The sequence below is a fragment of the uncultured Acinetobacter sp. genome, assembly GCF_947626835.1.
In the GTDB taxonomy this organism is placed as follows: domain Bacteria; phylum Pseudomonadota; class Gammaproteobacteria; order Pseudomonadales; family Moraxellaceae; genus Acinetobacter.
In genome coordinates, this window is sequence record NZ_CANQTS010000019.1 from 1 (window position 1) to 18442 (window position 18442).

Genomic DNA, 18442 nt, shown 5'->3' on the forward strand with positions numbered 1-18442 from the left:
ACCGAAACCGAAACCGAAACCGAAACCGAAACCGAAACCGAAACCGAAACCGAAACCGAAACCGAAACCGAAACCGAGTCTAAATTAACCCAATCAGGACATCCACAGATTGTGATGACTGAGGCTAAATTACAGTTACATGGCCCACGCCAATTTATTTTAGATACCGAAACCACCGGTTTTTATTTCCAAGATGGTGACCGAATTATCGAAGTCGGTGCCATTGAAATGATCAACCGCAAACTCACCGGTCGTTCCATCCATATTTACATTAACCCTGAAAAACCAGTCGGTGAATCTGAAAATATTCACGGCATTTCGGATGAATTTTTACAAGATAAGCCAAAATATGCCGAAATTGCCGATGTCTTGTATGATTATTTAAAAGGCGCCGAGATTATTGCCCATAACGCTACCTTCGATATGAACTTCTTAGATATGGAGTTTGAGCGTGTTGGTCTAGGTAAACTCTCGGCGGTGTGTAGCGTCACCGATACCTTGGCAATGGCCAAAGCCAAGCATCCGGGGCAGAAAAACTCACTCGATGCTTTGGTGCGTCGCTATGAAATTAAAGAGCGTGACCGTACCTTCCACGGTGCTTTACTGGATGCTGAAATTTTAGCAGATGTTTACTTGGCCATGACCGGTGGTCAGGTGGCTTTTGACATCGAAGCGTTATCACACAGTGAAGAATACAATGCCGGTGGCGGACGTGTGGTCGAAGGTGATGGCTTATTGGTGGTTTTACCATCGGCTCAAGAACTTGAGCAACATGAGAACTGGGTCAAACAATATTTTGAAAAACATGGCGAAAATTGCCTTTTCGCCAAATAAAAGCTCAATTTTTGTCACTCTTTTGTATTTAATTATAAAAGAGTTACGTTATAGTGAAACACATAAACATTCTGTGTGCTTGAGCACACCTTACGGATAAAACTTTTAGGATAGGTGCAGATCTATGTCTTACCAAACCTCTATTCATTTCGACCCAACAGCGCTACTAATAATAAAAAATGAAGTAGACAGCTCCATTGATTTGGTTGAAGCAGCCGTTAACAGCTTGGTTGAAGATCAAAGCCTGCCCTTTGGCATTGAAGATGCATTAAATCAGTTTGATCAATGCGCGCAAGTCTTGGCCTTAATTGACATGCAAAGCGTGGCAAAAGTGGCGCAATACTGTGCCGATTTAATGCGTCATATTATGCAAGCACCGCACAACATTCATCTGCCAGATGTGGTGGCATTAAGTGATGGCACTAGTTTACTCAAACGCTATATTGAGTTTATCTGCTTACGTGAAGTACAAGTGCCACAGTTTTTGCTGAGCACACTCAATAAGTTGGAACTGGCTTTAGGGCGCCCTTTAACCCAAGATGGTCATCAAATTGAACATTTATTGGCGTGCATGCAACCGAATTTTAATTTACCGCTGGCACCTGATTTAGAAAAATCAAACTTTGTACATCGTCTATATAAATTGTCTTTGGTCAATATCCTGACCCAACAGCATAATGATTTAGATTTGCAAGCTTTGAAAATTGTGGGTGCTTATATGGCATCTATGAGCAGTGACATGCCAAGTCAACAATATTGGCAATTGGTGCTGTTGGCATTTGAACACATGGATCAGATTCGCTTGTCACAGCCACGTTTACGTAGCTTGATTCAAATTGAACGTCACATTGCCGCGTTTGTGCAACAACCACAAACCTATACAGCAAGTGTGTCAAGCCTTGCCAATGTGTTAAGTTTATGTATCAGCCAAGACAATGACACTGCACAACAAATTCGTGAGCAATTGGGTGTAGGCGAAGACTTACTCACCGATACTCAATTACAGGTGTTTAGTCGTCATTTATATGGTCCTGATTTTGATACCATTCATACCATTAGCGAATTATTGCGCCAAGAAATTAGCCAATTACGCAATGATATTGAATATAATTTCCAAAATATGCCACCAGAAAAAGCGCAAGAATTAGTCAATAAATTTGAAGAGTTGGCCAATGTATTGGTGGTATTGGATTTAAAAGACGCCGCACAAGATTTACGTCGTCAAGCCCAAGCCTTTAACCCTGCCAATCTCAAGGATCCAAGTTTTGCTGAACAAGTCATGGGTTGCATTCAATCTGCCATGAACTCAATTGGTATTTTAGAGCGTCAACATACCTCAAGCCGTTTGCAATTAAGTGTTAATAATCTCAATATCTCTTTAGATCGTTTGGATGATGCTCATGCTGTATTGCTCAATGAAACCAAAGCTTTAATTGAATTATCTAGCCAAACGCTGGTGCAATATGTCAATGATCAAGACCTTAACGCACTTGAAGCCACTCCTTCACAACTACGTGAAATTGGTGGTGCATTGTTGTTCTTAAATGCAGAACAAGGCCAACGTTCATTGGCACTTGCCGCAGAGTTTTTACACGCGCGTTTAACTGCAGGACAGGCCGTGAGCCATTATGAAATGGACGCTGTACTTGAACCTTTAGCCAGCGCTGATTTGTTTGTTGATAATCTTAAAAACAAACAACCTGTTCTACACAGCATGTTTGATGTAGCATTGCAAAATAGTCAAAAACTCAAGAATGCTGCCTAATGTCTACTGCTTATATCTTTCATCAACAACAACTGTTAGTCGATCAAAACTTTCAATTGCCTGAGGTTGAAAGATTAAGCGACGACTTAGACTTAAATACGGGCCATGACGTCATTGCCCGTGATTTAAGTCCCCATGACGTGATTCCTGAAGGTTTTCAATTGGTACCCATTCGCCAGTTATTGACCCTTTGGAATAAAAAGCAATTTGAAGATGCCAGCCGTGCTGTACAACTCTTGGAATGGCGCCGCAATCATCGTTTTTGTAGTCATTGTGGCGAAAAAACCCAAGCCCATACACATGAGTTTGCTATGGTCTGCCCAAGTTGTCAGTATCATCAGTATCCACGGGTACAGCCTTGCGTGATTACCATTATTACCCGTGGTGACAATGAAGTCTTATTGGCTAAAAATGCCCGCAACCCACGCCCTGTATATGGCTTAATTGCAGGTTTTGTGGAAGTTGGTGAAACACTCGAAGAAGCGGTACGTCGTGAAACTTTAGAAGAAGTCGGGATTCAAGTCAAAAACTTACAATACTTGGCCAGCCAACCTTGGCCATTTCCAAGCAATTTGATGCTCGCCTTTCGCGCTGAATATGCAGGCGGTGATTTAGTGCTACAAGAAGATGAAATTAGCGATGCCGCATTCTTTAAATTTGATGAATTGCCTGAAATTCCCTTTGCAGGCAGTATTGCCCATGCCATGATTATGCATGTCACCCAAGGACATGCCGTAGCCGATGACACCAAAGCATGGCTTTAACCTAAAGCGCGTTCTAAAGCGGCTAAAATCTGCTTTTTAGTGGAGAAATAACGGCTAAATAAACGCGCTACCGAACCCATCAAACTAATATGCCCAGTGCGTGCTATGTTAATGATTTCACTGTGATTACCTATGGCTTTTAGTGCTCGGTCAAAATCAAGAGCATTGTTTGGATGCACAATTTTATCATTGGCAGCCACAAACAAATAATGGCGCACTGCATTTTTTTCTACAAAATAATAGGGCATGACCTGAGCGTAATGTATCTGTTGATCAAATGCGTCTGCACATAAAGGATCATCTTTATAATCAAAATGATAGGGTCCTGCTAAGCCAATCACGGCGCGAATCTGTTCACGACATGACAAATCATACGCTTGAGCACGATACAGCACCGACATGACATTAAATGCCCCTGCTGAATGCCCCATTAAAATGATATTTTGAGTGACAATTTCAAGTTGGTGTTGCTGAGCATGTAAATAATTCAGTGCAAGAGCCAAATCATCAACAGAGGTCGGGAAAATATGCGTTGGGGCTAAATGATAATTGATAATAGCCACATCATAGCCCTCACAAGCAAATGCATCACCGACAAAGCGATAATCTTGTTTATGCCCATGTGACCATGCCCCACCATGTACAAAAACAATTAAAGGCCGACCCTGACATGGCTGATCACTTAAATATAGATCTAAATGCTGACGCAGTGAATCGCCATAGGCAATATGCGCTTTCATGCGATAGCCGGTTTTGGCAATAAAATGATTCACCGCATAAGTGCCGACATCATAAGGGCGAAACTCTTGATACATCGCACGTGCTAAAGCCACTTTGTCTTTAACACGGCGTGTAGACCACTTAAAGCCCATAGCTGGTTGGCTCTTGTTGGTCAGGGTCAATCGCAAGTGGGGTTGCAACCGCAGGCTGTAGCATCGGTGTGGCTAAAGTATTGGGTGTGGTTTGTTGTTCAATATTATCGACTAACGTTACGATTTTGCTGACATTGCCCACTTGCTGTAAAACAGCATTTAAATCTTGAATTTCCGCCGTGTTTAAGCGTCCCATGACATATAACACACCATTTTCGGTATGAATACGTACTTTAGAATCTGCAACCACAGGCGCTTTCATCAATAAACCGCGTGTATTGGCGGTCACTGTGGTGTCTTGCATAATGGTGCTATAGCCAATTTGAGGGCCCACCGTAATAAAGTTGTGCACCGTTTTCACATCCGTCATAGCACGTACATTGTCTTCTGCCAATTGTTTTAAATGCTGATCTGGCACTTGACCGGTGAGTAACACATTGCCATGAAAACTTTCAAAATTGACTCTCGATTGGTTAAAGCGAGCATCAAGTTTATATAAATTAATTTTGGCTGTACGCTCAATAGAGGAGTCAATAAACACTTGACCAAGCGAACGCGCACCGCTATCTACACCCACAGGCGCAGTTCCTGTACCCTGAGAAATAAAACTGGCACACCCAGATAAACTAGCAATACATAATACAGTTACAGCAATACGGCTAAACACGCAATCGGTCTCCTCATCCACTTGTTATTGTTAACTGTTTTAAAGCCTAATCAAGTTTGCATCAAAAGTAAAAGCATTTTCGATCCAAGCCAAATCATAAGCGCGGGTTGAAAATCCGTGCTGTGGTATTTTTGCAATTGGTTGTAAAAAGTCGATACAAATCACATCAAAACGCACAGCATATGGCTCATATTGTGGAGATTGCTGCAAAAATAACAAAGCCGTGTGCATTATTTTGCGCTGTTTGGCTAACGTGATCACTTCACAAGCACTGCCCCACTGTGTGGGTTGGCGGGCTTTAACTTCCACAAAAATTAATTCATGGTCTTTTTCAACAATTAAATCAATTTCCCCAAAACGACTATGAAAGTTACGTAGCACTAATGTAAAACCCTGCTGTTGTAAATACTGTTCGGCATGCTGTTCTGCCCACTGTCCCAATTGTTGTGATAAACGCATAGCCAACCTCGCTCAATCAAATTATGATTTCAAGCTATAGATACCCTTTGCTGATGCAATTTCAGGTAAAATAGCCAATTGCTGTGATTTTTTATTGTTGAGGAGAGTTCAAATGAGTGCTCAGTTATTTGTGGTCGCTACGCCAATTGGGCATTTAGATGACATCACCTACCGCGCGATTGAAGTACTAAAATCAGTCAGTGTGATTGCTGCTGAAGACACGCGCACCTCAGCACAATTGCTCAAACATTTTAATATTAACACGCCCCTCACTGCTTGCCATGAACACAATGAAAGTAACAAAATTGATCAGTTGATTGAGCGCCTAAGCAATGGCGAAAGTATGGCCCTGATTAGTGATGCAGGTACGCCACTGATTAGTGATCCGGGCTTTAAATTGGTCCGTGCAGCACAAGCCAAAGGCATTCGTGTGATTCCTGTACCGGGTGCTTGTGCAGCAATTGCCGCTTTAAGTGCCGTGGGCTTACCGAGTGATCGTTTTAGTTTTGAAGGTTTTTTACCATCTCGACAATCGCAACGTTTGTTACATCTCAATCGTTTAAAAGATGAAACTCAAACCTTAATTATCTATGAAGCACCGCATCGTATTTTAGACTGTGTGCAAGATATGGCTGATGTATTTGGTGCAGATCGTGCGGTTGGCTTTGCCCGTGAAATTACTAAAACCTTTGAAACCATTAAAAAAATGACTTTAGGTGAATTGGTGGAATTTGTTAAAAATGACCACAATCAACAAAAAGGCGAAATTGTTTTAGTTGTTGGCGGTGCCACAGTTGAAAAAGACTTAGAACAAGAAAAGCTGGATCAACTACTCACGCGTTTATTACAAGATTTATCTGTGAAAGCCGCTTCTCAATTGGCAGCAGATTTAACCGGCATTAAGAAAAAAATTGCTTATCAACGTGCCTTAGAACTCACCGATAAAGCTTAAAAAAAGGCCTCGCAATTGCGAGGCTTTTTTTAGTCACGAATGGTGTCGTCGCTTGGCACTTCAGTGATTCGACCACCACGTGCTAAGAAGGCTGCCACCTCATCTTCAAGCGCTTGGCGCTGTTTGAGTTTGGCTGTTACTGTTAAGGTTTCTGCCTCAGCGACATCGGTATCGCTCGGTTTATCTTCGCTTACAGTTGCGCCTTTTTTAGCAGCTTTGGCTTCGTCTTCATCTACTTCAATTTCATCAACTTCGTCATAATCATTTGCATCAGTCATCGCGATCTCCCCAGAAATGACATCTTATCTAAATTATGATGGAATTTAGCAAGCTATTGCTGTTTCGCATAGTACTCTGAGTAAAGAAATTGTACTTTTTTTAATCAAAATCGTAACTCCTTCTCAATGACTGCACAAAAAACGAGTGCCCCTTACAAAATCGCGTAACGGGTATTTTTTAAGCCACTAATTCCAGCGGCTTGTTGCATAAATAAATCTTTAGCTGTAGCGGATTGATCAACCTGTTTAAGCCCAAAATTACGTGCCCAAACGATCGGAGTCAGTGCGGTAGTTTCAAGCCAACCCAACAACGACATACTGTGCATCATGGCTTCATTTTGCCCTTTACGTATATGCTCATAACGTCTTAAGGTTTGGCGATGTGCCCACACGCCACGACTTAAATCGTGTAACAGGGCATCACACAGCACAGCAGCATCTAAGCAGCCAATATTCACCCCTTGTCCAGCCAACGGATGAATCACGTGTGCTGCATCTCCCAATAACACCAAGCCATCGCGCACATAAGTTTTGGCTGCACGGGCTTTTAGTGGAAAGGTGGCGCGTGGCGTGGCCTCGAGTACTTCACCCAACATATGTTGGCTTTGTGCACTGAGTAAACGACAAAACTCAGCGTCATTCAGGTGTGCATATTCCTCAGCATAGTCATCCGGTAAGGTCCACACAATCGACTGCCAGTATCCATTTTGATGAGGTTCTAGACTTGCCATTGGTAAGTACGCCAAAGGACCAGTGTCTAAAAAGATTTGTCGTGCTACATGCTGATGTGGCTGTTGAGTCCGAATGGCACAACTTAAGCCAGCTTGTTTGTAATCCAAGATTGCGGTATCAATAAAGGCCTGTTCACGCACAAATGAGTTGGCGCCATCTGCCCCAATCACCAGTTTGGTCTTTAGCGTTGTACCATCAGCCAGATGAATCCACCACAGAGCATTGCCTTGTTCAACACGGCTGACTTTGACTTGAGTACGATAATCTTGCACTAGGCTTTGCATTTGATCTTGAATCGCCAAGTTTAAAATGCTGGGCTCAACCATTGCTCCTAAAATCTGCTCTTGCCACGGCGTTGTTAGACTTGCTTGACCAAACATAATGTCGCCATAGCCATTTTTATTCCACACTTGCATACCGCTATACGGCATATAACGGGCAAGATGTGTCCATACGCCCACGGTTTTAAGTAAGTGAATACTCGCCTGACTTAAGGCCAAAACCCGTGCATTGCTCTGTGCCAGCACTTTATCGCGCTCTAATAATGGTGCTGCGTCAAGTACAGTGGCTTGTACACCACCTTGCGCCAGCAATAAAGCCGTTAAACCACCAACCAGACCACCGCCAATAATGACAGCATCTAACACAGCCTCAGTCATGCTTTGAGTCCCATGGCATAGGTGGCCACCAAAGGCTTAAAGCCCGGAATGGTCTCAAAGGCCAATAATCCAGTATTACGAATCAGTTTTAAAATAATATTTTGGTTACTAAAACCACGTACCACCAAATCGCAAAAACGAATCACACGTTGTTGATCTTTTAAACGGGCTTGCTCATAGGCTTTGAGCATAGTCGGCTCACCAATATCTTGCTTTTGTGCCAATTGCTCGCTTAAGAAACGCAATAACACATGGGCATCACGTAAGCACAAGTTAAAACCTTGCCCTGCTACAGGATGGATGGTATGCGCAGCATTGCCCATTAGCACCACACGACCAACCGCTTGTTTTTCAGCTAGTACTTGTGACAATGGGTAACTAAAACGCTTACCAGTTTTTTCAAACTTACCGGCACGATCCCCATAGGTTTTTTGTAAGGCATCTAAAAAATGTTGATCATTTTCTTCACCCAACCATTCATGCTCGGTGCCTTTTTTAACCGGCCATACCACCGAACGACGATATTCCCCCGGCACTGGCAATAACGCCAATGGCCCTAAAGCACTAAAGCGCTCAAAACCAATATGGGCATGCGGTTTTGAGGTTTGTACCGTGGTCACAATCGCCACTTGGTCATATTCATGCGTTGAAAAACCAATGCCTAAAGCTTTTCGACAAAATGAATCACGACCATCAGCTGCAATCACCAAAGGCGCTTCAATAGTTAAAACTTCATCACCGCGTTTGGCTTCAATATAGGCGAATTTTTCATCTTGTTTAAGATCTGTGACTTGCACCCCATCAATCAGTTCAATATTTTGATGTGCACGGACTTGGGTCAATAAAATCCGACCCAACCACGCATTTTCAATTACCTGACCAAAACTTTCGACTTTTTCTTTTTCGGCAATTAAACGTGCCTTACCAAAGCTGCCTTGCTCGGTAATATCGACCTGTAAAATTGGCGTAGCATATTGTTGCAACACATCCCATAAACCCAATTCTTGATAAATTTGCACGCTACGACGAGAAAGTGCGGTATTACGAGCATCAAAACTTGAATGATAGGGTGCTAAATTGGCATCCTCATAATTAGGATAAGAAATCGCTTCTAAAAGTTTGACTTGGATATTGGCTTTGGCCAACATCAAAGCCAAGCTCAAACCCACCATTCCACCACCGACAATGACAACGTGTTGTTGCAACATATTGATTCCCTAAATATAAATTGATGTGGTTAAGCCTGTGCCATCAGCGCTTCAATGTCTTCTACGGTTTTGACCACAGCCTGTGTTAATACCAAAGGACCGTTGGCAGTGACCACCACATCATCTTCAATGCGAATGCCAATGCCACGCCATTTTTCATCTACACTTTGGTCATCTGGTGCAATATAAAGTCCCGGCTCAACCGTCACCACCATGCCTTCTTCGTAGTTACGCCACTCATCATTAACTTTATAGCGCCCCACGTCATGCACATCCATACCTAACCAATGGCCTGTACCATGCATGTAAAATTGACGATAGCTTTCTTGGGCAATAATTTTTTCTTTATCACCTTGCATAATGCCTAAATCAAGCAAACCTTGAACTAAAATATCTACGGCAACATGGTGAGGGTCTTTATAAGAATTGCCCACTCTCACCGCATCAATCGCAGCAACTTGAGCATCTAAAACAATGTTATACAAGGCTTTTTGTTCAGGACTAAATTGACCATTGACTGGAAAAGTGCGGGTAATATCTGAAGCATACAACTCATATTCACAAGCAGCATCAATCAAGACTAAATCGCCATCTTTGAGGACTTGGTTATTCTCGACATAATGCAAGATACAGGCGTTTTCACCACCACCGACAATACTATTGTAAGACGGCACACAACCATGCTGACCAAAAACATAATTGAGTTCTGCTTCAAGCTGATACTCCATCATGCCCGGTTTGACCGTTTGCATAGCACGGGTATGCGCTTTTGCTGAAATATCCGAGGCAATTTGCATCAAGGCAATTTCTTGTGCATCTTTATGTAAACGCATTTCATCCAATACAGCATCTAATTGCAGCATTTGATCAGGCGCATGTGTGCCACGGCGTGATTCACCATTGGCAGTGGCGAGCCATTTGGCTACGCGCGCATCAAACGCTGCATTTTGCCCAACACGGTAATACAAGCGATCTTTATCAAGTAACTTCTCAATGATTTCTTCATCAAGCAAATCTATGGCATAGGCTTCATCAGCATCAAAGTCGTCGATTGCGCCATCAACACCTGCACGGTAACCATTCCAAATTTCCATGTCACGGTCACGTTCACGGCAGAACAAGCTGTAGCTATAGCCTTCTTCTAGATCATCAAAGGTTTCAATCACAGCGACTGCTTCAGGTTCAGCAAATCCAGTTAAGTAAAAAAAACTACTGTCGGCACGGAATTTGTAATCGGCATCGCGGTTACGCATATACACCTGATTAGTGGCAATAATCGCAATACTACGCGGTCCCATCTGCTCGGCTAAGCGATCACGACGGGCTTGAAAATCAGCTTGAGTGAGTTTTGTCATGGAGAAGTTCTTCTAAAAAAGTGGCACTTGCCTTAGCTTGGACGGTTGGGTGTAAACATTTCTACCACATCTTGTGCAGTTTCAGCATTCATCGCCGCAGCAATCTTAGATTTTGCTTGGTAGTTTTGTAACAAAGAACTCTCAGCAACAGCCACTTTGTCACGCCCCATCGACAAGCTAATTGGAATTAAACGAATAAACTCATATAACTCTTGATAGCTTTGCTCGCCTTCTTCGTCATTGTCTGATTCATCAAATTCAACCGCAGCCACATCTTGTAAATGTTCAATCAGCTCTAGCTCATCGGCACGAATATGCCCCGATGCCAAACCAAAACCCAGCACAACGCCCGCAGCCCAATCAGCTAAGGCTTGTACACGCTCTGCTAAGGTATGCTCATCATCTGGCAGTAATGGCAAATAGTCGAGCTCATCTTCTGATAAAGCATGTGCGACATCTTCACCCTCAACCGCCAACATGTCTAAACCTTCATCGTCTAAAGGTGGCACATTTAAGGTGGCTAAAATTTGCTGCCATTCACTTGCTGTCGGTGCTTCAGCCACACACACAATACCTGTGACTAAACCATGTAATTCACTTGGGCTTGAAATTTCTTCAATCTCGGCAAAATTACCTTCCCACTCCGTCCAACCTGAAATATCGTCTTGCATTCGCTTATCCAATCTCTATACTTCGTATATATTACCTTTGTTTGCAATACTGTGCGACTCCGTTATGTTAGAAGAATTACAGCGTCTTCAGGCGCATATTGCTGCCCTTAAAGCACAAGTTGAACACTACGAGCAACAAAACCAGTTGCTCTATAGCACTCAAACTGATCAAGCTGAGCGTTATGAGGCTGAGATTGAGCAAAAAAATGCCACAATCTCACACAAGCAGCAAGAAATTGAGCGCTTAACTGAAAAAGCCAGCCAAACCAATAAGCAACTCAAGCAAATGACGCAGGATGCTGCGGCCTTAGCTGATCGATATAATCGTTTAGAAAAAAGTTGTAACGATCTTAAAAACCGCTTTCAAGAACTGTTAGCGGAGCGCAATGAGTTACGTGTTGCACAAGAAAAGTTACATCATCAACAGCAACAAAGCCAACTGCAAATTGAAGCGTTGCAACAAGAACGTGCTCGTTTGCTGCAAAAAAATGAACTTGCTCAAGCCAAAGTTGAAGCCATCATTCAGCATTTAAACGTGCTGGGTGGTGCTGAAGATCCGCACATTGATGACATTCATCAGATTGTTCAACTCAAACAAGAGGATGTGTAAATGAGCGAACAAATTCCGGTTGATTTGCGTGTCTTGGGGCATAGTTTTCGCCTTGCCACCACTGTTGAAAAACAGCCTGAGCTTGAACGTGCAGTCGACTTACTCAATGAAAAATATGAAGAGTTTCGCCGTAAAGCCCCACGTATGGAGCCCAGTAAACTGATTATTATGGTGGCTTTAGAATTAACCCAAGAGGTGTTGTCGCTAAATAAAAGCGTACAAGAGTATGAGCACTGTCAAATTTTGATAAGTAATCTACTTAGCGAGCTTGATCAATACAGTGTAGAACACCCAAGCCCACTCAAAGCCGAGTGAGCGTACAAAGTGTAGACAATTGCAATGTAACTTTACACTCAATTGCATTGCATACGTTGCCAAGCGCCACAGTTAGGTTATACTTGCTCTATATCTGAGGTGTGCGCCAGCGGGTCTATTCCCCTGAGCCGATACTTAAACTTACGGATTGTGTTCTGCATATTTAGAGCGTATGCCCACCTTGAGTGGGAAACCCAGCAAGTATGCGTCGCGTCCACCTTGAACTCTTCGGGTTCAAGGGTAATGACATGCAGCGGCACCGTCGGATAAAAAAATTCTATAAAAAATCCCAGCACTAGAGGCTGGGATTTTTTTATGCGCCCAACATACGGTAATGCTCGGCTTCGCTTTGACGTAGCTCATCATAATCGCTAGGATTAAAAGCACAAGCACTCATTACACTTGCCAGTAATACAACACAAACGACCTTCAACATGAACACACCTATTGTTTAAATACGGGAGAAAAACATTACATAGGCTCACTATAGATAAAATTTAAAAATAGATAAAACTGTTAAATTTAATGATTTCAATCTAAAAAATAGATTATTTTTTGCTACATTTTTCCCACTGTAATCTTTATATCCATCGCTTTAAAATAGTTGTATCTTGAGTCAAAAAAGAGAGTTTTCTTGGCAAGGATTGTCTACAATTTTTATAAAACAACAATCAAACGCTCAAACCCGATTATTATTATTCTTAAAATGCTTTGAGCGCGATTGATGAAAACCGTATAGGTGAATCTATGTGCAATTATAAAGCAATATTATTCGCTGCATCTGTAGTGGCATTGGTCGGCTGTCATCAGCAGGCCAAACCACCTTCATATGTTGAAGTCCCTCCTATTCAAAGCATTCCACAAGCAGTGGAAAAGATTAACTTAACCTCAGACACTTTATTTAAATTTAATACTGCGCATATGGCAGCTTTAACACCTACAGGTCGCGCTAAACTTGATGAGCTTGTGCATGCCTTAAACAAAGGCTATATCAGTTTACAATCGGTTGAATTGGTGGGACATACTGACCGTTTAGGCAAAGCCGAGTACAACTATAATTTAGGTATGCAACGTGCTAAGACCGTCCATGATTATTTAATTTCGCGCGGTGTACCTGCCCATGTAATCTCATATAAAAGTGCCGGCGAAAATCAACCAGTCAGCAATGGCTGTGCCCAAGTCACCCCACGGGCCAAATTAATTCAATGTTTACAACCCGACCGACGTGTCAGTGTCACAGTGCGTGGCATGAAAAACGCCAATTAATCTCAAAATCCTGAGCTTTTTAGCTCAGGATTTTGCTTTTTAAGCATCTGCATTTTAGTATGAGCTAAAATTAAAGCTTGATTTTGATTGTTTATGTCCGCTTCACTGATCACTTTAAGACGACAATTACGCCAACAACGGCGTAGTGTGTGTACTTATACACAGCGCCAAGCCCAATATCGGGTCTGCACGCAATTATTTAAAAATCCCCACTTTTCCCACAGTCAGCATATTGGTGTGTATTTACATGCTTTTGGTGAAGTTTATACTCGCCACATCATTTTGGAATGTTTCCGCCGTAAAAAATCTGTGTATTTACCGATGATTTGCAGTATGAATCAGCATTTGGTTTGGGTAAAAATTTCAAAACAGCAGTATTTGAACCGACGTTTTGCCATGCATCGTTTGGGCATGCAACAGGCGATGCAAAGTCGCGGGCGCATGGTCAAGTGCCTTGATTTGGTTATTATGCCCTTATTGGCCTGTGACCATATGGGTACACGCTTAGGTATGGGCGGTGGTTTTTACGATAAAACCCTATCGCGTGCGCCACAAAAACCGTATCGTTTAGGTTTGGCGCATGACTTTCAATTGCTTGAGCAAGCCTTGACACGCCAAGAGTGGGATCAACCACTCGATGCCCTACTGACACCACAACATTTTTTAAAATTTCAGCGTTAATTTACGTATAAGTGCTCAATTTTTCTAGTTTTCATAGAAATTATTACATTTTACCCTTGTATTTTTAAAATTACCCATCACTATTAAATCATGGCAACACCGTTGTCACCTAGGAGTGCCCATGTCTGAAATTACGATGAATGAAGAAACCTTAGCACTAGAGGTGCCAAGCATACTACCCCTTTTAGCGCTACGTGATGTTGTGGTGTATCCACACATGCAAATTGCGCTGTTTGTTGGTCGTGAAAAATCGATCAGTGCAGTTGATGTGGCTCGTGACAGTGACAATCTTGTATTTGTAGTTGCACAAAAAGATTCGCTTACAGAAGAAATTGACCACGATAATTTATATCAATACGGTACTGTCGCGAAGATTGTGCAAGTTGTAAATCATGAAAATGATGAAAACTGTATTAAGGTCCTAATAGAAGGCCTATATCGTGCCAAACTTGAACGCATTATTGATCAAGACAGTTATTTAACTGCCGAACACAGTTTAAGCCCGATGAACGTTCGCCTTGAGCCTGAGACTCAAGCAACACGTTTGCTTGAATTGCGTGCCTTATTTGCACAATATGCCGAAACCAAGTTACGTAATGCCCGTGAACTCATTGCTGCCGCCAATAAAATTGATGATGTGTTGCAATTATTGTTCTTTGTGGCCACACGTGTTCCACTGAATATTGACGTTAAGCAAAAGTTTTTAGAACACGATGAATTTGAAGCACATTTAACTGAACTGATGAGCTATTTGCTGCAACAGTCTGAAGAACAACAGATTGAGCAAACCTTACATGAATCAGTTAAACGCCAAATGGAAAAAAATCAGCGCGAATACTTCTTAAATGAAAAAATGAAAGTGATTCAGCGCGAACTTTCTGACATGAATGGCGGTGCTGAAGATGATGTGGCAGAGATCGAGCGTCGTTTAAGCGAAGCAGATTTACCTGAACATGTGCGTAAAAAAGCTGAAAATGAGTTTCGTAAGCTCAAAGCCATGCAACCTGCTTCAAGTGAAGCAGCCGTGGTGCGTAACTATTTAGAAGTGATTTTAGATACACCTTGGAATAAAGCCAGCAAAGTCAGCATCAACTTAAATAAAGCGCAAGACATCCTCGACAGTGACCACTATGGTCTAGATGATGTTAAAGACCGTATTGTTGAATATCTTGCTGTTCAGTCGCGTGTGAAAAAACTGCGCGGTCCAATTTTGTGTTTGGTGGGTCCTCCGGGGGTGGGTAAAACCTCACTTGGTGAGTCAGTTGCTAAAGCCACAGGCCGTGAATTTGTGCGTATGGCCTTAGGCGGTGTACGTGACGAAGCTGAGATTCGTGGTCATCGTCGTACTTATATTGGTGCGATGCCGGGTAAAATCGTACAATCGTTAAGCAAAGTTGGTGTTAAAAACCCACTGTTCTTGCTCGATGAAATTGATAAGATGGCGCAAGATTATCGTGGTGATCCTGCATCGGCATTGCTTGAAGTGCTTGATCCATCACAGAACAGTAAATTCAACGATCACTATTTAGATCTTGATTTAGATTTATCGGAAGTGATGTTTATTTGTACTGCCAACAGTATGAATATTCCTGAAGCATTGCTTGACCGTATGGAAGTGATTCGTCTGCCGGGTTATACCGAAGATGAAAAAGTCAATATTGCCGAGCGCTACCTTGTGCCTAAAGCCATTAAAAATAATGGTTTACGTGCTAAAGAATTGACTGTGCATGAAGAAGCGATTCGTGACATTGTACAGCGCTACACGCGTGAAGCCGGTGTGCGTAGTCTTGAGCGTGAAGTGTCAAAGATTGCCCGTAAAGTGGTCAAAGAAGCGGTGAGCAAAAAAGCCAAGAATCTACAAATTGAAGTTAATTCCAATAATTTGCCAGAGTACTTAGGTCCGCATAAATTTGACTTTGGTATGGCAGAAGAAGAAGCTCAAGTGGGTCGTGTTAATGGCTTGGCGTGGACTTCTGTAGGTGGTGAGTTACTGACCATTGAAGTGGCAGCTGTACCGGGTAAAGGCAAGTTTATTACCACAGGTTCGCTAGGCGATGTCATGAAAGAATCCATTACGACAGCAATGACTGTGGTACGGACTCGCGCAGACGAGCTGGGTATTGAAGCATCACGTTTTGAAGAAACCGATGTGCATGTACATTTGCCTGAGGGTGCAACACCTAAAGATGGTCCATCGGCAGGTTTGGCATTAACCTTAGCGCTTGTATCAGCGTTTACCAAAATTGCGATTCGTCCTGATATCGCCATGACCGGTGAAACCAGTTTAAGTGGTCGTGCAATGCGTATTGGCGGTTTAAAAGAGAAGTTACTGGCTGCCCATCGTGGTGGTATCAAACTGGTCTTTATTCCACAAGATAACGTACGTGACTTGGCTGAAATTCCAGACAATGTCAAAGAAGGTCTAGAAATTAAAGCGGTAAAATCAATTGATGAAATTTTAGCACTGGGTTTAGTTCAACAGCCTAAACCTTTGGTTAAAAAGCCATTAGTGACAAGCAGTAGTGATGAACAAGTGGCACGTCACTAAGTTTTAAAGTGTAAAAAGAGCGCTGCGGCGCTCTTTTTTTATGTAAATTTTTATATCTATGACTTGCAATCAACTTGATTTGACCGCAATTTAGAACATGTATGCAATACATTTAGGTATTGTCTTTGGTCATCTGTATCTCCAGACGGATGATCTTTATGATCGCAGTCCTTTGGCTTTTAAGGACTGCGTTTTTTATGGTTCTGCATCTAAACTTGCTACAACACCATCTACCACAGCCGCCATTTTGGTATAATCTAAACGCTTTAATTCTAGCTCAGCACGATAATGATTTTTATTGCGATACTGCCCTGTATCAGTAATTAATACGGCAGGCAAATCATAATGCCAATAGCTTTGATGATCACTGTCTTCAAAAATATGGACTAAGGGCAAACTAAAGCGTTCACATTGTAATTGATTCAAGTTTTGCATGGCTTGGCAATAATTTTGCGCCAATTGACGCGATTTTAAATTACTCACCGCTGCAATAAAATTGCCATGGCTTGGATAGATCCATTGCAGACCTGCTGGGTAATCTTGCACTGAATCGGCATCATAAAAGCCGATTTGATCAAAGACATAAACACCATGTATGCTGTCTTTTACCGAGCTTAAACTTTTGGCATGTCGTAAACTGCCCATCGCTTCAGTTTGATGATAAGGTGGGGTTGCTAAACTATAAAATACAAAATCTACATTATGTTTTAGATTGGTTTTTCTTTGGCTTAAAATATGTGCAGCTTCTAATACTGCAGCCACCCCTGAAGCATTATCATTGATACCGTGACTATCAAGCTTGGTATCATAATGAGCCCCTAAAATGACTTTGTCAGGACGCCCCACATTTAGACTACACACCACATTACGATATTGCTTATGGTTAAGATGGACATTTTGATATTGGCAGGGAATTGAAAATAAACGCATTTGTTCATTTAACCATGCTGCGGTACGATGAAGCTCATCGGGATATTTGCCATGTCTTGGATATTGCATGGGACCTAAAATTTGGCTAACAAAGAGTTGTAAATTTTCAGGCTGTGCTTGACGCACGCCTGCCTGAGCAACACTTGTGAGCAGTGTGCAGCCTGCCAGTAAACAACAGTTGATTAAACGCATTTATTTTTATTCCTAGTCGCGATGAGTGCTGCTTTTTCTTTCTATAAAACATGAATTTTGCCTTGTTTTCAAGTGACTTTCGCCTAAAGTAAAACCAGCGGTATATACTATTGAGCTGTTTTAATGGCAAGTTTTGACTATGAAAATTCGTATTTTAACCATTGGGCAAAAAATGCCTGCTTGGGTATTAACTGGTTTTGAAGATTATTTCAAACGTATTCAACCTTTTGTGCAAACGCAAATTGTTGAATTGCCTATGGCCAAGCGGGGTAAAAATGATTCCGAAGCCGATATTTTAAAATACCGTAATATTGAAGGCGATAGTATTTTAAATGCCATGAAAGGCAATGAAGTGTTGATTGCTTTAGAAGTTGGTGGTCGTGAGTTGAGTACCGAAAAATTAGCTGACACCATGAAAGCTTGGATGCTTGAAGGTCAAGATATTGTTTTAGCCATTGGTGGTCCAGATGGTCACTCAGAAGCGGTGCGTAAAGCGGCGGCCTGGCATTGGTCATTGTCTAAACTGACCCTGCCGCATCCTTTAGTGCGTGTGATGCTGATTGAACAGTTGTATCGTGCCATGAGTATTAATCATAATCATCCTTATCATCGGGCTGGCTAAAAGCTCATATTTGCAACAATGCGTTGAAAAATATGGGCTACATAGAACGCTGAATTTTGGCA

20 protein-coding genes and 1 other RNA gene are annotated in these 18442 nt (G+C 42.2%); 11 read left to right on the forward strand and 10 right to left on the reverse strand.

All coding sequences use genetic code 11. The features are described from left to right. The 3 genes from dnaQ to nudC form a co-directional block, all read left to right on the forward strand. On the forward strand, positions 1-834 hold an 834-nt coding region (gene dnaQ, locus Q0Z55_RS08465; RefSeq protein WP_297427017.1), incomplete at its 5' end, for a DNA polymerase III subunit epsilon. 124 nt (positions 835-958) lie between these two features. After that, the gene (locus Q0Z55_RS08470) at positions 959-2599 is read left to right on the forward strand and encodes a chemotaxis protein (RefSeq protein ID WP_297427020.1); all 1641 of its coding nucleotides are present in this window, start codon (positions 959-961) and stop codon (positions 2597-2599) included. Further along, positions 2599-3363, forward strand: coding sequence for an NAD(+) diphosphatase (nudC, locus tag Q0Z55_RS08475; protein WP_297427022.1), 765 nt, complete (start codon positions 2599-2601; stop codon positions 3361-3363). Before Q0Z55_RS08470 ends, nudC begins: the two co-directional genes overlap by 1 nt. Here nudC and Q0Z55_RS08480 read toward each other — a convergent pair. The 3 genes from Q0Z55_RS08480 to Q0Z55_RS08490 are packed head-to-tail and all read right to left on the reverse strand — an operon-like array spanning position 3360 to position 5361. Then, on the reverse strand, positions 3360-4235 hold the full coding sequence (locus Q0Z55_RS08480) for an alpha/beta hydrolase (protein ID WP_297427025.1): 876 nt from the start codon (positions 4233-4235) through the stop codon (positions 3360-3362). The two genes, nudC and Q0Z55_RS08480, sit on opposite strands and share 4 nt — an antisense overlap. Beyond that, the gene (locus Q0Z55_RS08485) at positions 4225-4902 is read right to left on the reverse strand and encodes a BON domain-containing protein (protein ID WP_297427028.1); all 678 of its coding nucleotides are present in this window, start codon (positions 4900-4902) and stop codon (positions 4225-4227) included. Before Q0Z55_RS08485 ends, Q0Z55_RS08480 begins: the two co-directional genes overlap by 11 nt. Positions 4903-4941: 39 nt before the next feature. Continuing rightward, the gene (locus Q0Z55_RS08490) at positions 4942-5361 is read right to left on the reverse strand and encodes a YraN family protein (RefSeq protein WP_297427031.1); all 420 of its coding nucleotides are present in this window, start codon (positions 5359-5361) and stop codon (positions 4942-4944) included. Between the two features lie 112 nt (positions 5362-5473). Here Q0Z55_RS08490 and rsmI point away from each other — a divergent pair, with 112 nt between their 5' ends. Next, on the forward strand, positions 5474-6313 hold the full coding sequence (gene rsmI, locus Q0Z55_RS08495; protein WP_297427034.1) for a 16S rRNA (cytidine(1402)-2'-O)-methyltransferase: 840 nt from the start codon (positions 5474-5476) through the stop codon (positions 6311-6313). A gap of 29 nt (positions 6314-6342) precedes the next feature. Here rsmI and Q0Z55_RS08500 read toward each other — a convergent pair whose 3' ends face one another. The 5 genes from Q0Z55_RS08500 to Q0Z55_RS08520 all read right to left on the reverse strand — a co-directional run bounded on the left by Q0Z55_RS08500 (position 6343) and on the right by Q0Z55_RS08520 (position 11216). Further along, positions 6343-6591, reverse strand: coding sequence for a hypothetical protein (locus tag Q0Z55_RS08500; protein WP_297427037.1), 249 nt, complete (start codon positions 6589-6591; stop codon positions 6343-6345). Positions 6592-6743: 152 nt separating this feature from the next. Then, entirely contained in the window at positions 6744-7982 is a 1239-nt protein-coding gene (locus tag Q0Z55_RS08505) for an FAD-dependent monooxygenase (RefSeq protein WP_297427040.1), read from the reverse strand. Then, a complete protein-coding gene (locus Q0Z55_RS08510; protein ID WP_297427115.1) occupies positions 7979-9187 on the reverse strand; it encodes an FAD-dependent oxidoreductase in 1209 nt (402 codons plus the stop codon). The genes Q0Z55_RS08505 and Q0Z55_RS08510 overlap by 4 nt, the downstream gene beginning before the upstream one ends. 32 nt (positions 9188-9219) lie before the next feature. Beyond that, complete coding sequence (gene pepP / locus Q0Z55_RS08515) at positions 9220-10545, reverse strand: Xaa-Pro aminopeptidase (protein WP_297427044.1); 1326 nt, start codon at positions 10543-10545, stop codon at positions 9220-9222. A gap of 32 nt (positions 10546-10577) precedes the next feature. Continuing rightward, on the reverse strand, positions 10578-11216 hold the full coding sequence (locus Q0Z55_RS08520) for a UPF0149 family protein (RefSeq protein WP_297427047.1): 639 nt from the start codon (positions 11214-11216) through the stop codon (positions 10578-10580). Between the two features lie 64 nt (positions 11217-11280). Here Q0Z55_RS08520 and Q0Z55_RS08525 point away from each other — a divergent pair, with 64 nt between their 5' ends. The 3 genes from Q0Z55_RS08525 (at position 11281) to ssrS (ending at position 12414) form a co-directional block, all read left to right on the forward strand. After that, positions 11281-11826, forward strand: coding sequence for a hypothetical protein (locus Q0Z55_RS08525; RefSeq protein WP_297427050.1), 546 nt, complete (start codon positions 11281-11283; stop codon positions 11824-11826). Beyond that, positions 11827-12141, forward strand: coding sequence for a cell division protein ZapA (locus tag Q0Z55_RS08530; RefSeq protein ID WP_297427053.1), 315 nt, complete (start codon positions 11827-11829; stop codon positions 12139-12141). Positions 12142-12229: 88 nt separating this feature from the next. Then, positions 12230-12414: non-coding RNA, 6S RNA (gene ssrS / locus Q0Z55_RS08535), on the forward strand. Between the two features lie 40 nt (positions 12415-12454). Here the strand turns inward: ssrS and Q0Z55_RS08540 are convergent. Beyond that, positions 12455-12577 carry a hypothetical protein gene (locus Q0Z55_RS08540; protein ID WP_297427056.1) on the reverse strand — a complete coding sequence of 41 codons (123 nt, stop codon included), beginning with the start codon at positions 12575-12577 and terminating at the stop codon, positions 12455-12457. Positions 12578-12888: 311 nt separating this feature from the next. On the opposite strand from Q0Z55_RS08540, the gene Q0Z55_RS08545 reads away from it, so the two are divergent. From Q0Z55_RS08545 to lon, 3 genes are all read left to right on the forward strand, one after another. Next, the gene (locus tag Q0Z55_RS08545) at positions 12889-13407 is read left to right on the forward strand and encodes an OmpA family protein (RefSeq protein ID WP_297427058.1); all 519 of its coding nucleotides are present in this window, start codon (positions 12889-12891) and stop codon (positions 13405-13407) included. Positions 13408-13500: 93 nt separating this feature from the next. Then, the gene (locus Q0Z55_RS08550) at positions 13501-14088 is read left to right on the forward strand and encodes a 5-formyltetrahydrofolate cyclo-ligase (protein WP_297427060.1); all 588 of its coding nucleotides are present in this window, start codon (positions 13501-13503) and stop codon (positions 14086-14088) included. A gap of 121 nt (positions 14089-14209) precedes the next feature. Then, positions 14210-16636: an endopeptidase La gene (gene lon / locus Q0Z55_RS08555; RefSeq protein ID WP_297427063.1), complete on the forward strand. Its 2427-nt coding sequence runs from the start codon at positions 14210-14212 to the stop codon at positions 16634-16636. 195 nt (positions 16637-16831) lie between these two features. On the opposite strand, the gene Q0Z55_RS08560 is transcribed toward lon, so the two are convergent. Further along, positions 16832-17758, reverse strand: a complete 927-nt coding sequence (locus Q0Z55_RS08560) for a M28 family peptidase (protein WP_297427066.1) — start codon at positions 17756-17758, stop codon at positions 16832-16834. Positions 17759-17897: 139 nt separating this feature from the next. Here Q0Z55_RS08560 and rlmH point away from each other — a divergent pair, with 139 nt between their 5' ends. After that, on the forward strand, positions 17898-18380 hold the full coding sequence (rlmH, locus tag Q0Z55_RS08565) for a 23S rRNA (pseudouridine(1915)-N(3))-methyltransferase RlmH (protein WP_297427069.1): 483 nt from the start codon (positions 17898-17900) through the stop codon (positions 18378-18380). The last annotated feature ends 62 nt before the right edge of the window (positions 18381-18442 follow it).